12 protein-coding genes are annotated in these 15,357 nt (G+C 42.9%); 6 read left to right on the top strand and 6 right to left on the bottom strand.

Going from position 1 to position 15,357, the window contains the following annotated elements; genetic code table 11:
- The first annotated feature begins 79 nt into the window (after positions 1-79).
- From ACTJKG_RS05090 to ACTJKG_RS05080, 3 genes are all read left to right on the top strand, one after another.
- Positions 80-1,657: a M28 family peptidase gene (locus ACTJKG_RS05090; protein WP_440738521.1), complete on the top strand. Its 1,578-nt coding sequence runs from the start codon at positions 80-82 to the stop codon at positions 1,655-1,657.
- Between the two features lie 118 nt (positions 1,658-1,775).
- A complete protein-coding gene (locus ACTJKG_RS05085; protein ID WP_440738520.1) occupies positions 1,776-3,167 on the top strand; it encodes a LutB/LldF family L-lactate oxidation iron-sulfur protein in 1,392 nt (463 codons plus the stop codon).
- Between the two features lie 25 nt (positions 3,168-3,192).
- On the top strand, positions 3,193-3,738 hold the full coding sequence (locus tag ACTJKG_RS05080) for a dihydrofolate reductase family protein (protein WP_440738519.1): 546 nt from the start codon (positions 3,193-3,195) through the stop codon (positions 3,736-3,738).
- A gap of 9 nt (positions 3,739-3,747) precedes the next feature.
- On the opposite strand, the gene ACTJKG_RS05075 is transcribed toward ACTJKG_RS05080, so the two are convergent.
- Complete coding sequence (locus ACTJKG_RS05075; RefSeq protein ID WP_440738518.1) at positions 3,748-5,643, bottom strand: DUF4153 domain-containing protein; 1,896 nt, start codon at positions 5,641-5,643, stop codon at positions 3,748-3,750.
- Between the two features lie 142 nt (positions 5,644-5,785).
- On the opposite strand from ACTJKG_RS05075, the gene ACTJKG_RS05070 reads away from it, so the two are divergent.
- Both ACTJKG_RS05070 and ACTJKG_RS05065 read left to right on the top strand, forming a co-directional pair.
- A complete protein-coding gene (locus ACTJKG_RS05070; RefSeq protein WP_172333934.1) occupies positions 5,786-6,769 on the top strand; it encodes a pyruvate dehydrogenase complex E1 component subunit beta in 984 nt (327 codons plus the stop codon).
- A 474-nt stretch (positions 6,770-7,243) separates the two neighbouring features.
- Entirely contained in the window at positions 7,244-7,759 is a 516-nt protein-coding gene (locus tag ACTJKG_RS05065) for a hypothetical protein (protein WP_440738517.1), read from the top strand.
- Positions 7,760-7,858: 99 nt separating this feature from the next.
- Here the strand turns inward: ACTJKG_RS05065 and ACTJKG_RS05060 are convergent, their stop codons facing one another.
- Positions 7,859-8,512, bottom strand: a complete 654-nt coding sequence (locus ACTJKG_RS05060) for a metal-dependent transcriptional regulator (protein ID WP_172333936.1) — start codon at positions 8,510-8,512, stop codon at positions 7,859-7,861.
- Between the two features lie 123 nt (positions 8,513-8,635).
- On the opposite strand from ACTJKG_RS05060, the gene ACTJKG_RS05055 reads away from it, so the two are divergent.
- Positions 8,636-11,101, top strand: a complete 2,466-nt coding sequence (locus ACTJKG_RS05055; RefSeq protein WP_440738516.1) for a TonB-dependent receptor — start codon at positions 8,636-8,638, stop codon at positions 11,099-11,101.
- 79 nt (positions 11,102-11,180) lie between these two features.
- Here ACTJKG_RS05055 and ACTJKG_RS05050 read toward each other — a convergent pair whose 3' ends face one another.
- The 4 genes from ACTJKG_RS05050 to ACTJKG_RS05035 all read right to left on the bottom strand — a co-directional run bounded on the left by ACTJKG_RS05050 (position 11,181) and on the right by ACTJKG_RS05035 (position 14,670).
- On the bottom strand, positions 11,181-11,792 hold the full coding sequence (locus ACTJKG_RS05050; RefSeq protein ID WP_172333837.1) for a hypothetical protein: 612 nt from the start codon (positions 11,790-11,792) through the stop codon (positions 11,181-11,183).
- A gap of 226 nt (positions 11,793-12,018) precedes the next feature.
- A complete protein-coding gene (locus tag ACTJKG_RS05045; RefSeq protein ID WP_440738515.1) occupies positions 12,019-12,525 on the bottom strand; it encodes a hypothetical protein in 507 nt (168 codons plus the stop codon).
- A gap of 121 nt (positions 12,526-12,646) precedes the next feature.
- Positions 12,647-14,401: a S41 family peptidase gene (locus tag ACTJKG_RS05040; RefSeq protein WP_172333939.1), complete on the bottom strand. Its 1,755-nt coding sequence runs from the start codon at positions 14,399-14,401 to the stop codon at positions 12,647-12,649.
- Positions 14,402-14,454: 53 nt separating this feature from the next.
- Entirely contained in the window at positions 14,455-14,670 is a 216-nt protein-coding gene (locus ACTJKG_RS05035; protein WP_172333940.1) for a hypothetical protein, read from the bottom strand.
- Positions 14,671-15,357 lie beyond the last annotated feature (687 nt).

Genomic DNA, 15,357 nt, shown 5'->3' with positions numbered 1-15,357 from the left:
GAAAACTAAAAGATATAAGTCACACCTCATTTTACTATGATCTATGAACCATTAAAATAAACTCTTTACAAACCTGAACATGAAAAAAATATACCTATGGGCCTTTTCATCGGCATTTGCCTTAAATGCCTGCGCTCAGCAACAACAAAATCCAACTATCGTAAAATATGCTAAGTTGATCACCGCCGAGGATGCCAGAAAGCACCTGAGCATCATAGCATCCGATGCTTTTGAAGGCCGTGAAACCGGTAAACCCGGCGCCGAGAAAGCAGCAAATTATATCGCGGCTGAATTTAAAAGGTTAGGTTTGCAAGCTCCTGTAAATGGGTCCTATTTCCTGGATGTACCGCTTACCGAAAACGCGCTAAAAGTAACCGACTTTACGGTTAACGGAAAAGCATTTACTTATACCAAAGATTTTTACCTTACCGGAACGTATCCGGATAATAACTTAACCGCCAATACTGTGGTTTTTGTGGGTTATGGAACCGATAGTGAAATCGGCTCGACAGATTTGACGGGAAAAATATTGCTTTGGGTAAACGAGGACAAACCCGAAGCTGGCTCCACTCCCAATACAAGCTACCGGATGACGGCTGCCCGTAACAAAATCATTAAAAACCTGCAAAGCAAAAAACCTTTAGCCATACTGGCGGCTAATCCTGGCATCGCTGCTGCTTTAAGCCGTTTCGGCAGCAGTATAGCAAGTGCGCGTTTAACCATTAAAAAGGATGATGCCCCATCGTCAAATACCAATGCCCCGGTAGTCAACGTCACAACCGAACTGGCCAATGAACTGGTAAAAGCAAGCGGTAAAACATATGATCAATTAAAGACTGCTTCTGCAGAGGCTGCTACTCCTGCCTTATCGGTAAAAACCGATGTGGTTTTGAATTACCATACCGAAAAGAAAGATGTAAAAGCGGTTGACGTACTGGGCTATATGCCAGGTACCGATCTGAAAGATGAGGTATTGGTATTTTCGGCTCACTATGATCATATTGGTTTAAACCGCGACCCAAATGCTAAAGATAAGGTAAATAACGGCGCCGACGATGATGGCTCTGGCACAACCGGAATTTTGGAAATTGCCCGCGCGTTTTCACAAGCCAAAAAGGATGGACACGGCCCGCGCCGCAGTATCCTTTTCTTAGGCAACGTGGGTGAAGAGAAGGGTTTATTGGGATCGGAGTATTACTCTGAGCACCCGGTTTTCCCATTGGCTAACACCATTACCGATCTGAACATTGATATGATTGGTCGCGTGGGTGAAGAATATATCGGTAAACCTGATTCAGCTAATTATGTATATGCTATCGGTTCGGCTATGCTAAGTTCCCAACTGCATGAAATTGGAGAGAATGCCAATAATACCTACACCAAGCTGCACTTAGATTATAAATATGACGATCCCAAAGATCCAAACCGCTTTTACTATCGCAGCGACCATTACAACTTTGCCAAACATGGTGTCCCTATTATTTTCTACTTTAACGGGGTACATGCTGATTACCACCAGCCTGGTGATGAAGTAAGCAAGATCAACTTTCCATTACTGGCCAAGCGCGCGCAACTGGTATTTTATACCGGCTGGGATCTGGCAAACCGTGACAAACGCCCTGTTGTAGATGGTAAGATATCTGAAGAAACCAGGTAATAATCGAGTTCAAAAATCTAAATATAGAGACGCAAATTTGCGTCTCTTTTTGTTTTGTTAAAAACTTAATCAACCTCTCAACAATCAACCAATATAAAAAAAAACTAAATTCGCATATATGGGAAGCACTGCGGAAGAGTTTTTGGTAGCCTCTGAAGAAAAGGCCTTTGATGTTGATCACCGCCGTATTATCAATAATAACATTGATAAATACAGTACTGCTGTTGAGCGCGGCCTTTCCCGCATTACCAATCTTGAAAATGCCAAACGCAAGGGCCACGTGATCAAGTGGAAGGTAATGGAGAACCTGGATAAATTTTTACCGGAGTTCGAAGCCAACTTTCAAAAACGCGGCGGCAAAGTGATCTGGGCCAATGATGCCGAAGAAGCTAATCGTGAGATTCTGAGCATTATCCGCAAAGCCAACGCCAAAACAGTTGTAAAATCAAAATCGATGGTTACCGAAGAAATTCATTTAAATGAATTCCTGGAAAGCAACCAGATAGAATCTTTGGAAACCGATCTTGGCGAATACATTGTGCAGCTTCTGGGTCAAAAACCTTATCATATAGTTACCCCGGCTATGCACCTCAGTAAAGAGGACATTGCCAAACTGTTTCATGAACGTTTTGGTACCCCCATCGATGCCACCCCGGAACAGCTTACGTTAAAAGCACGGGAATTATTACGTGAAAAATACTTGCAGGCTGATATAGGCATTACAGGCGCAAACTTTTTACTGGCCGACACCGGCAGTATCGCTATTAGCGAAAATGAGGGTAATGCACGCCTATGCACTACCTTTCCTAAAATACACATTGCCATTGTAGGTATCGAAAAGCTGATACCATCCATCGCCGATCTTGACTTGTTCTGGCCAATCCTATCGACACATGGAACCGGGCAAAATCTCACCGTTTACAATACCATTTTAAGCGGCCCTCGCCAACCCAACGAAACCGACGGGCCTGATGAAATGTATGTAATATTGTTGGATAACGGCCGTACCAACCTGCTGGCCCAAAAAGATCAGCGCCAGGGCTTATACTGCATCCGATGTGGAGCCTGTTTAAACGTTTGCCCTATTTATAAAAATATTGGCGGCCATACCTATAATACCACCTATAGCGGCCCTATTGGCTCCATTATTACTCCGCATACCCGCGGCATGGACGAGTTTAAGCATCTAAGCTACGCTTCCAGCTTATGCGGCCGTTGTACCGAAGTTTGCCCCGTTAAGATCGACATCCATAAAATGCTTTTGCTTAACCGGCGCGACGCGGTCAAAGAACACCTGGTTACCAATAAGGAACGTTGGGGCTGGAGCATATGGCAAAAGGGCATGCTCAAACGCAAGCTCATGGATTTTTTTGGCGGCAAAATGAAGAACTATCTGCTCAAAACCTTCTTCAAAAAAACCTGGGGGCACCTGCGGGATATGCCCAATGTTGCCGAGAAATCATTCAGCAAACAATGGCAGGAAAAGAACCGCGTTCAGGACGACGAATAAATCTGTACTACATTAAAAAACTATCATGCGAAAAATAATTTTGAACCTGGCTTTAAGCCTCGACGGATATATTGAAGGTCCCAATGGCGAGTACGACTGGTGCTTTGCCGATCAGGATTATGGCATGACCGAGTTTTTAGGCAGTACCGATGCTATATTTTTGGGACGAAAAAGCTATGAGATGCTCATGCGCGATAGCCCGGAAGTATTTGCAGCAATTAAAATGTACGTTTTCTCCAATACCTTAACACATGTAGAGGGCAATACCGAAATCGTTACTCAGGCCGACTTTAAAACGCGTATAGATGAAATCAGGCATCAACCAGGAGCAAATATCTGGCTATTTGGTGGAGCTGAGCTGGTATCGGCATTTATAGCTCACAATATGATCAATGAACTGTTACTTTCTGTACATCCGGTAATTTTAGGTGCGGGCAAACCACTTTTTAGCAATCTAAAAGAGCGCACAGAACTCACATTGCTCGGCAGCGAGCAGTTCAGCAGCGGATTGGTACAACTGAAATATACGCTCAAACCCAAGTTTGATATGGGTATGCTGAATAATCTGTAGAGAAAATCCCTATTTGATTTTGATCAGATAAGTTCCCGGCGCAAAATTAACATGCAATGTTTTCCCTCCTTGTGGATTATACTGTATACTTTCAGCCATAAAAGTCACCTGGTACTTAGCTGTTTCCTGATTAACTGCAAGCATAACACGAGGTAAATTGTACGTTTTAGGCATATAGCTTTCATTGGTACGCTGAAGATACTTTTCCATCTTCACAGAATCAGCTACCAGTTTACGCGCCAGTGCTTCCACGTCAAACCTGAAAACGTCATTACCAATTTTGATGATTCTTTCCTGGGTATCCGGATGGATCTCAGTGATCTTAGTTCCATTGTAATTATTGACAACCGTGTCTGCTGAATTGTCTGCAGCCAAGCTCAAGTCATATCCCTTTATCACCGTTATATCTTCATTTGATCTAAAAGTGTATCCGTTTACCGCAGTTACATTGTCTTCCTGTCCCCGATAATAGGGTTGAAAACGATGCAGCCCTAAATAGTTTTTGGCCCATTCCACCTTATCGCTGCGTAATTCATAACGATCACTTACAGAGCCATGGTAAAACTGGCTTTTCTTTTTGCCCAATGAATCAGTAACCAATGTAAGATCTTTATTAATATAAGGCTGAAGCGGTAGAATATCGTATTTAGATATAAAGTAATCCAGATTAGCTACCACATGGCTCCCATCAATTTTGTTCACTTTATTGCTGTCAACCGGCATCAGCTTACCATCTTTAACCGCCTTATATTTTTCAAAAAACTTAATAATAATACGCCTTTGCGAATACATACTCACCGAAACCGCACTCTGGGGCCCATAAATAGCCAATAAGGTGAGTATGCATAATGAAACCGGGATCAGCTTAATGTTTTGCTTTTTGAACAGTAAAAAGTATACCGATATAAACAGTAACCAGCAAGCCAGCAGAATTAAAAAATATCGGTATTCTGTAACGCCATACTTAAATACCCTTGCACCTACTGCCACAAATAGCAAGCCCAGTAATGGTATCAGCAAAAAGTAAAAGCTGCGCGAAAAGGTTTTAAGCCATTTGTTTTCAGCATGCTCACGTATCGGATAAACCAGTAACAACGATAGGATACCAAATACCGCGTAACCTAAAATGAGGTTTGATACAAGACCTTTAGGCAGGTTCCATTGCACCAGGATCTTAATTTCATAAGCCAATAAAATGATCAGGTAAACGGTTGCTAACGGAATCAGTACATATTGTGTGAATATTTTTAGTCCTTTCGGATAGCTGTGATCGCTGTCAAGTAAGCTGGTTTCAGCGGGCACGCCAGCCAGAAAGAATATAGTAGTAAATATACCGGCTATCCATACCCACAAAATGGCATAAGTATCGCTCTCAAACTTAAAGTTGAACAGAAAATTAGTTGCGCCTATAGCTGCGGCCAACCCCAGAAATAACACCAGGCCATACAGTACACTTGTTAAAAATCGCAAAAACAAGGTTTTATTAAACTGCCAGAAACCCTGTAGCTGTCCCTTTCCTGTAAAAGCGGCAAAAGCCACCAATAAATGAAAAGCCAGACTCATCAGAAAAAACCGAAGGTAATCAGCTTCACGCACGGAAGGGTTGATGATCAGTATAAGGGATGCAGCAAATAAAGTGGCGCCCCATTTGATCAATCGCCGCCTGTTAACAGCTAAATCTAAACTTTTAGTATATAGTGATGCAGATAAGCTCAATAGCAACCCTAAATTGGCTACCATTATCAATCTGATACACCAACCTTCGTTCAACCTGCTCAGTTGTTTCAACTCTATCTCGGTGGTAGCAGCTATGGTGCCTACAAAGGCAAACAAAATTTCAAAAGGATAACGCTTTATGGTGTCTAGGGCACCCTGGGCAAGACTTTTTAACGATGGAAATTTCATTGGTACAAGGTTTATTTATCCAATGTACTGATTTTTGTAAAATATATGCGGTAAAACCTTATCTGTACCCCCTTAGGGATTGCATTTTACACATTAGTGTTTATATTTGCGGTCGCAAAAAACATCATTTTATATAAATATAATGAGAGAAATACAGTTCAGAGAAGCGCTAAGAGAGGCCATGGTCGAAGAAATGCGCAACGACGATAAAATATACCTGATGGGTGAAGAGGTAGCCGAATATAATGGTGCCTACAAAGTAAGCCAAGGTATGCTGGATGAATTTGGTGCCAAACGCGTTATTGATACGCCCATCTCTGAATTAGGCTTTGCCGGTATCGGCATTGGCTCTGCCATGAATGGATTGCGCCCTGTTATCGAGTTCATGACCTTTAACTTTTCGTTAGTGGCTATCGATCAGATCATCAATGGTGCAGCTAAGATCATGTCAATGAGCGGTGGCCAGTTCTCGGTTCCTATCGTTTTCCGCGGCCCAACCGGTAACGCGGGTATGCTAAGCTCACAACACAGTCAGTGTTTTGAAAACTGGTATGCCAACTGTCCTGGTTTAAAAGTGGTAGTGCCATCAAACCCTTACGATGCTAAAGGTTTATTAAAATCAGCTATCCTTGATCCGGATCCTGTTATTTTCATGGAATCTGAATTAATGTATGGCGATAAGGGCGAGGTTCCTGAAGAAACTTATTATATACCTCTGGGTAAAGCAAAAGTAGTTAAAGAAGGTTCTGACGTTACCTTAGTAGGCTTTGGCAAGATCATGAAAGTGGTTATTGCAGCTGCTGCCGAACTGGAAAAAGAAGGTATCCATGCAGAAGTAATCGATCTGCGTACTGTACGCCCTATCGATTATGCTACTGTGATTGAATCGGTTAAAAAAACAAACCGTTTAGTTATCATCGAAGAAAGCTGGCCTTTGGGTTCAATAGCTACTGAGGTTGCTTTTAAAGTACAAAAAGACGCGTTTGATTACCTTGATGCTCCTATATTACGCATCATGGGTGGCGACGTTCCCCTGCCTTATGCACCAACCCTGATCCAGGAATACCTGCCAAATCCGGAGCGTGTTATTAAAGCGGTTAAAGAAGTAATGTATGTTGCTAAATAGTAACAGTATACCATATTGTAAAAAGCCTGCTACAAGTAGCAGGCTTTTTTATTGGCCCATAATTTAAAAGACAAGTAAGCGTAATCTTAAAAAAAACAGGTCATTTTATTAAAAAAGTGGGTTTACATGGTTTACACTTTTTACGGTTTACATTAATTTATATAATTGATTATCAATAAATTAACTTTATTTTACTATAAAAAAGTGGGTTTACATGTAAACCCACTTTTTGGTTAAATTTAAGCCAGCTAACGCTACCGCTGACTTCCAGCCCGTAGTTCTCATGGCTCAGCTTTCAGCTGATGACGTAAGCTGAAAACTTAGCGCATATCACCCACGCGATACGCTACGCTAATCTCGCGGGAACAAAACCACTGGGTCTGTCATGTCTCCTAACAATAAATTTACCATCATTTTACCATCAGGCAGGACTGATATTATTTAATTACTTATTTTAGCTAATAAATCATCGGTATGCAATACTTAAATCCTAAAACATTAAAGTCAATATTTCTAATAGCCATAGCTTTTATTATTTGTAATAGCGCCTACGCGCAAACGCCAGCGACTGCGACTGCGACTGCAACCAGCGCCCCCAAAACGCCTGCCGCCACTGTTACCGGCGCGACTGCTTACATCGACAAATTCTTTAAAACTTATGAAAAAGATGGCACTTCACGAGCCATCATCAACATTTTTAAAACCAATCCTTTGGTTGATTCGACCAGCCTGAGGGGTTTGATCGCTAAAATTGATACCACCCGCGCTTTGATCGGCCTGTATATTGGTAAAGAACTTATTGTTCAGCGGAAGGCATCAAACAGCCTGGTTTTGTACAGCTACCTGGTAAAACACCAGAATCAGCCGGTACGTTTTACTTTTATGTTTTACAAACCAAAAAACGACTGGGTAATATACCGCCTGTATTTTGACGACCAGGTTGATAATGAACTGGAAGAATCGGCCAAGATAAACGGAAAGACACAATAGCTAGCTTAAAGCAGAAAGCAAAAGGCCCAAAGCTCTGTTTTGGGCCTTTCTATTATTTGTTATATTGCTTTAAGCTTTGCGCCTTGGGCTTTCAGTGCCTCAGTCCACCAGAATATTTTCGCCAAACTTTTGTGACACAGTGGTATTTTCTTTACCGTTGATAGTGATCACCAGCGAATTATCATACGAAATTTTTTCCAACAGTTTGATGCTGGTACCTATCCCAATATCCAACTTTTGCAGGTACTGCAAAAACGAGCTGCTGGTATCTTTTACGGCGGCCACCCGGCAGGTATCTCCCGTTTTCAAGTCGGCTAAGGTTACCGAATAGGGTTTGGGGATTTTACCGTTTGCTTTGGGGATAGGGTCGCCATGTGGATCGTACTCAGGGAAACCCAAAAATTTATCCAGCCTGTCGGCCAGCGTAGCATCACTGATGTGTTCCAGCTCTTCGGCAATATCATGGATCTCGTCCCAATGATACCCTAATTTTTCCAGCAAAAACACTTCCCAAAGCCGGTGACGGCGAACGATCAATACAGCGTCTTTTAAACCAACCGGAGTTAGTTTTACGCCTTTTTTCTTATCGTACTCTATCAATTGCTTCTCGGTAAGCTTGCGGATCATATCCACTACCGATGCAGGGTTGTTCTTCAACGACTCGGCAATGGCCGTAGGTGTTATCTTAAAATTAGGTTGCTGACTAAGCCGGTAAATTGATTTTAGGTAATTCTCTTCTGATAATGTGTACATCCACCTTTATGATTACACACAAACATAAAAAAACATAACGTTAATACATAAAATTAGTCTTAACTAATTTTATGTATTTTATTAGTCAAATAATTTAAATATGTTTGCATAAATTTAAATTCTATGCGAACACTATTTTTACTTTTTATATTATTCACAACTAATCAACTTTTTGCGCAAAACGGTGTGCTAAAGGGTCATGTTACCGCCAATAATGAGCCCCTATCCTACGCTTCGGTAAATATTCAAGGGCTTGGTAAAGGCGTAAGTACCAACACCAAGGGCTATTTCGAGATTAAAAACATCCCACCGGGTACTTATGGCATCACCATTACCAGCATAGGTTATGAGGCCGAAACGCTCAGCATCACCATCAGCAATAATGAACCTGCGGTAAGAAATGTAAGCCTGAAAGAAAAGCCATCCAAACTCAATGAAGTGGTGGTAACCGGGGTATCACGGGCAACACAGCTGCGCAGCAACCCGGTACCTATTGCCGTAATGAGCAAAAAAGAGATCGAACAACATGTAAACAACAATATCATCGATGCCATTATCAAGGGCGTACCCGGAGTAAGCGCGGTTACCACCGGCCCCAATATCTCCAAACCTTTTATACGCGGACTGGGCTATAACCGGGTTTTAACCTTGTACGATGGTATACGCCAGGAAGGGCAGCAATGGGGCGACGAACACGGCATCGAGATAGATCAATATGGTATTGGTCGTGCCGAGGTGGTAAAAGGCCCTGCCAGTTTAACCTATGGCTCAGATGCTCTGGCAGGCGTGATCAACCTGATCCCATACATCCCCAACGGCGACGATGGCAAGCTCAATGGCGATTTCATAACCGATTACCATACCAACAACGGCATGATCGGTACGTCGTTAGGATTATCTTATAAAAAGAATAACTGGAAATATGCTTTCCGGGCTACGGCCAAAACAGCACACGATTATCAGAACAAGATCGACGGCTTTGTGTATAACACCGGTTTCCGTGAATTTAACCTGTCGGGCATCGCCCGGGTTGATAAATCATGGGGCTACTCCCAAATTGGCGCTACATTGTATGATAACCGCCAGGAGATCCCCGATGGCAGCCGCGATTCACTCAGCCGACTCTTTACCAAACAGATCTATGAAGCCGGGAACGACGATATCAAAAACCGCCCTATAGTCTCCAATGATGGATTGCGGTCTTATTCCATTACCCCTTTACACCAGCGTATACAGCATTACCGGGTATACAACACCAACTCTTTTAAAACCGGCGAGGGCAGCATCAATACCTCGCTGGGCTTTCAGCAAAGCATTCGCCGGGAATATAATCACCCTACCGTTCCCGAGCAGGCGGGGCTATATGTGGTACTGAATACCATTAATTATGATGTACGGTACAACCTTCCATCTTTTGGTGGAGTTGAAACCACAGCGGGCATCAATGGCATGTATCAAAGTAACCGCAGTAAAGCCGCTACTGACTTCCCGATACCCGATTATAACTTATTTGATGCCGGTGGCTTCCTGTTCGCCAAGAAAAGTTTTGGTCGTGTTGATATCTCCGGTGGCCTACGGTACGATACCCGGCACGTTACCTGGAATAATTTTTATGTGGGCACAGATGCGCAAACTGGCTTTGGTAAGCAGGCACATTTACCCGATACCGCAGGCGCTAGTCTGCAATTCCCGGCTTTTAAACATAATTACCGGGGTTTTTCAGGCAGTTTAGGTCTTACCTATAATATCAGCGACCGTCTGTTGCTCAAAGCCAATATTGCCCGGGGCTACCGTGCGCCAAACATCACCGAAATTGGCTCAAACGGGCTTGATCCGGGTGCGCACATTGTTTACCTGGGTAACCGTAGCTTTAACCCCGAATTTAGCCTGCAGCAGGATCTTGGCTTTATTGCTTACCTGCCCGATATGGATATCATTGCCGAAGTATTTAACAATAACATCAACAATTATATTTACCAGGCCAAATTGAACGATGCCAATGGTAACCCGGTTATTATTGTGCCCGGCAACAGCACCTATCAATACCAGCAATCAAAAGCCCGGTTATATGGAGCCGAACTGACACTGAACCTGCACCCGCGAAGCATCAAATGGCTGGCGCTGGACAATAGCCTGTCCTACGTAAACGGCATCAACAAAAACCAGCCATTGATAGATAAATATGGCGAAGCAGCTAAATATCTTCCTTTTATACCACCACTGCATATACGGTCGGCGTTGCGGGCTACCTTACCCGGAACATACGGTGTATTTACCAAACTAAATGCCCGTATTGAGGCCGATGCCTATGCTGATCAGAACCATTTTTATGCGTTGGATAATACCGAAACTTTTACCAAAGGATACACTCTGTTTAACGCAGGGCTGGGCTTCACCATTAAAGCCGAAAAGGCAAAATCGTCCTTTTACGAATTTTTTATACAGGGCGATAATTTATTTGACACCGCTTACCAGGCCAATTTGAACCGGCTAAAGTATTTTGAATATTACCAGGCATCGCCCAACGGGCATATGGGTATTTACAATATGGGGCGAAACTTGAGCTTTAAGGTTATCCTGCATTTTTAGTATCATGGGAGTAGGCTATAATAGAAACGGACTTCCCTTAAAAGGAAGTCCGTTTCTATTATATATTGAATATGATGGATTAGTGATGACCGTGACCGCCACCATGGTTGCCATGATCGCCGCCGTGGTTTCCGTGATCGCCTCCGTGATTTCCATGGCCGCCACCCCAGTTACCATTTCCGTGACCACGACCTCCGCCCCAATTACCACCCCGGTTACCCCAATGGTTACCGTTATTATAGTGCGGGCGAACATAGGCCGTTCTGCGTGCATAATTACCACGCCAGTAGTTGGCATAATGTGCGTCGCGACTGTTGCGGATGATCACCTGATCATGACGGCCACGATAGCCAGCATAATGATCTCTGTAATAGCCATGCCTTAACCATGGGTTACGGTCGTTGATCACTACTTTATAACCATTATATAAGTTATAGTGGCGATAACGTACCGGCAAATAAGCGCGGTGTACCCATACATTGTTATCAAAATATACATACTGATGTGTAGGTACATCGTAATAGGTATCAATATCGGGCATGTAATAATAGTTGGCATAATCATACCCTACAGGGCCCCAGGCCGGCTGACTGCCAATGTTTACGCCTAAACTTACACTAACCTGGGCGCTGGCTGTTTTAACGGCAAAGCAGCTTACAAGTAATACTGCTGATAAAATGAGCTTTTTCATTATAGATCTTTTAAGTGTTGATAAGGATCATGGTAAAAATCATTTAACTGAATTAGCAGGCCATGATCACCTAATTTATAACGTTGTTTGAATGTATGACATTATTTATCGCAAAAAGTTTAAATTATATTGCCGGCAGGTATATACACCTTATGGAGGTAACACCACAAAAAACGAGCCTGCTGATAAGAACAGACCCGTTTTTGTATATAAAATTTAATAAAAATTAGTTCCTGTGCCCGTCGCCACGGTGGTCGCGATGATCATCATCACGATTGTCGCGTACAGTTCTATGCACCACCACCTTACGGCTATTTCCGCGCTCACCTCTCCAGTGGTTAGTGTATTTAACCTCTTTACTGTCGCGGATAATGGTTTGATCATGACGGCCTCTGTAGCTTATATATTTCTTCCTGATCACATCATTATGAACCCATGGAGTAGGCTGATTTACCACTACCTTATAGCTATGATAAACATCATAATTGCCAAAGCGTGCTGGCAAAGCGGCACCATGCACCCATACATTATTATTCAGGTAAACGTACTGATGAGCGTTGATATCGTAATAAGAGTCGACATCGGGCAGGTAATAATAATCGGCATGGTCATAACCTGTAGGGCCCCATTCGGGCTGGCTGCCAATATTTATATTTAAACTTATTTGAGCGCTGGCTATTTTTACTGATAAACAGCTTAGCAATATAGCCGCTGTTAAAATGATCTTTTTCATTGTTTTTCGTGTTGTTTGTATGTATGACAACAAGCTTAAACAAAAGTTTAGCCAGTACACTGTACCACGTAGTAACTAATCAGTTACAAACACACAACAAATTGACAAACAATAAATTAGCTTACTGATCGTCGTCAGTATCCTTATCGGCGGCCTTTTTCCCGGCCATAGCCAGCACGGGTTTTCCGATCACTTTGTAGTTACCCTCGCCTTTTAGTATCGATGCGATCTGAGCCTTGTCCTGCATGGTTTTTACCGCCTGGGCCAGCTCTTTATCGTATTTAAAATTAGTTTCGTAACGGCCGCGCTCAAAATAATAGCGGGATGCTATTTCATTTTCCAGCACTTGTTTTATTTCAACTTTGTGCTGCTGCAGATCGTTCTTTTTGCTGGTTAACAGCTTTGATTTTAAAATATCGTACTCCCCCTGGATATCGTTAAACTGCTTTTCCTTGGTGGCTTCGGTTTTTAAACTGGCCAGCACCTTTTCGGCAGTGGTGGTATAGCTGTAATTTTTATCGGCCAGGTATTTTACAAAATCGCTGTAATCAGCATCCGATAAGGCAAATTCTTTAGGTTCGGCTATTTTAGGGTGTGCGTCTCGGTAAACGGTAGCATAGTCAAATATCAGCAATTTACCTACCAGGGCCTGGGTTACATTGGCAAATTTTTCCTGCTTGATAAAAATATCCGGGTAAATGCCGCTACCATCAAAAACCGAGCGGCCATTTTTTGTTTTAAACTCATGTATCAGCGAGTCGGCTACTTTTACCACGCTGCCGTCATCTTTACGATGGGTATAATCAAGCGCCTGTATACAACGCCCCGATGGCACATAATATTTGGCAATGGTAATTTTAACCAGGCTGTTATAAGGCAGATTAAACGTTTGCTGCACCAGGCCTTTGCCATAACTGCGTTGGCCGATAATAATAGCCCTGTCAAGATCTTGCAGAGAGCCCGCCACAATCTCCGAGGCTGATGCCGAATGACTATTTACCAATACCACCAAAGGCAAATTGGGTTCTAATGGCGTATTTACTGTGCTATAGGTAAAGTTCTTATCCTTGATTTTCCCTTTTTGCGAAACCACCTCTACATCTTTCTGTACAAACAGGTTCACTATCTTTACCGCTTCCTGCAATATGCCGCCGCCATTTGAGCGCAAATCCAGTATGATACCGTTAGGGTTACTCTTTTTTAGTGTTACAAGCGCGTTGGTTACCTCGGCGGCAGAGTTTTCCAGGAACTTATCCAGCTTAATGTACCCCATGTTGCCGTCAACCATACCGAAGTAGGATACATTGGGCTGTTTGATCTCATCCCGGATGAGGTTCTTTTCAAAGGGCTGCGGCGTATTATCGCGCTTGATTAATAATTTTATAGGAGCCCCTTTAGATCCTTTGAGCAATTGGCTTACCTGGTCGTTATTTTTCCCTGTAAGATCAATGTCATTTATTTTCAATATTTGGTCGCCGGGACGAATATCGGCCTTCTGGGCCGGGAAACCGGCAAAAACATCAGATACAAACACCTTCCCATTACGTGCAAAAATGCTGGAACCGATGCCTCCGTACTGGGTGCTTACATAGTGTAGCTTATAGTCTTCAATTTCCGATTCGGGAACAAATTCGGTGTAGGGGTCGAGCCCATCGAGCATAGCATCGACACCGGTTTTTACCATTTTGGCCGAATTGATGTTATCTACATAATTGATATTCACCTCTTTATATACCGAGGCAAAAACATCCAGGTTTTTGGAAATCTGGAACAGGTCGTCATTAAAAGCCAGCCCACCGCCTGCCAGCAATGCTATACCGGCAAATAAACCTATCTTTTTGTACCTTTTATTGATCGCCATACCCTGTTTCGTCATTAAGCCTATAAAAATACAAAAAAGCTTATTGTTTTTTACAAACCGGGCCTTATTTACAACCGGTTATTGTCAATATTTACCAAAGCTTTCTTTAAAGTGAACACTACATACTTACGGTCGCGGTTCACCAGGTCCATTAATCTGGTTATCAGGCTTTCTTCCTGACCCTCTGCGTATTGCAATTGCTCGTCGGTAAGGTGGTTATATTTGCGTTGTACCTTTATTTTGATGCGCTCCCAATCTTTGTTGGTGATACTGATCTCAGCCATGATTAATTATTTTCAGCAAAAATATAAAAAATACACGGCAGCAAAATTAAAATGTCAGCCGCCTACAGGTTGCTGCAAAAAAACTTTTTAAACCTTGAATTTTAACAAATTTTGGGGCGAAAATGACATAAAAACGGCCCAAAATTTATTCAAAACATCCATTTTAACACTTTTTAACAAATTTCAGCGCTGTTTTGGCATGTTTTTAAAACTTTAAAAAGTATTAAAAAATTGACTTTCAAATAACTACACACCAAACGATCGGTTTTTGGACTTATTTTTCTTTAAACCAAACAGCCCGGATGCCTGGTAAAAGACACCAGGGCTGCCGGTTGGATATAAATATACGAAATTTTGGGCGGAAGTGGAAATGCCCTCATCTACTCATCCGACCATCGTTACGCTTGGTCATCCTCTCTTCGCCTTTGGCGGAAAGAGGGGAATACTTTCTGCGCGTCATTGAAGCACAGAGTGGCAATCCCTAACTTTACAGAGTCGCTCTGCTTATCGGGGATTGCCACGTCGTTCCTCCTCGGAATGACGCGCGGGGAGCTCCAACCCTCTTTCCAGCGAAGCTGAAGAGAGGGTCGCCCAGCAAAGCGTGGCCGGGGTGAGTCGTATGCAGCGGGCTTTGAGTCACCCGGCTAAACCCCTTCCTCTCCTTCCCGAGGGAAGGAATCGCACGTG

Source organism: Mucilaginibacter sp. 22184, assembly GCF_052045695.1.
Taxonomy (GTDB): domain Bacteria; phylum Bacteroidota; class Bacteroidia; order Sphingobacteriales; family Sphingobacteriaceae; genus Mucilaginibacter.
The sequence above is the reverse complement of the archived record's forward strand: the minus strand, read 5'-3'. Positions and strand labels throughout refer to the sequence as shown.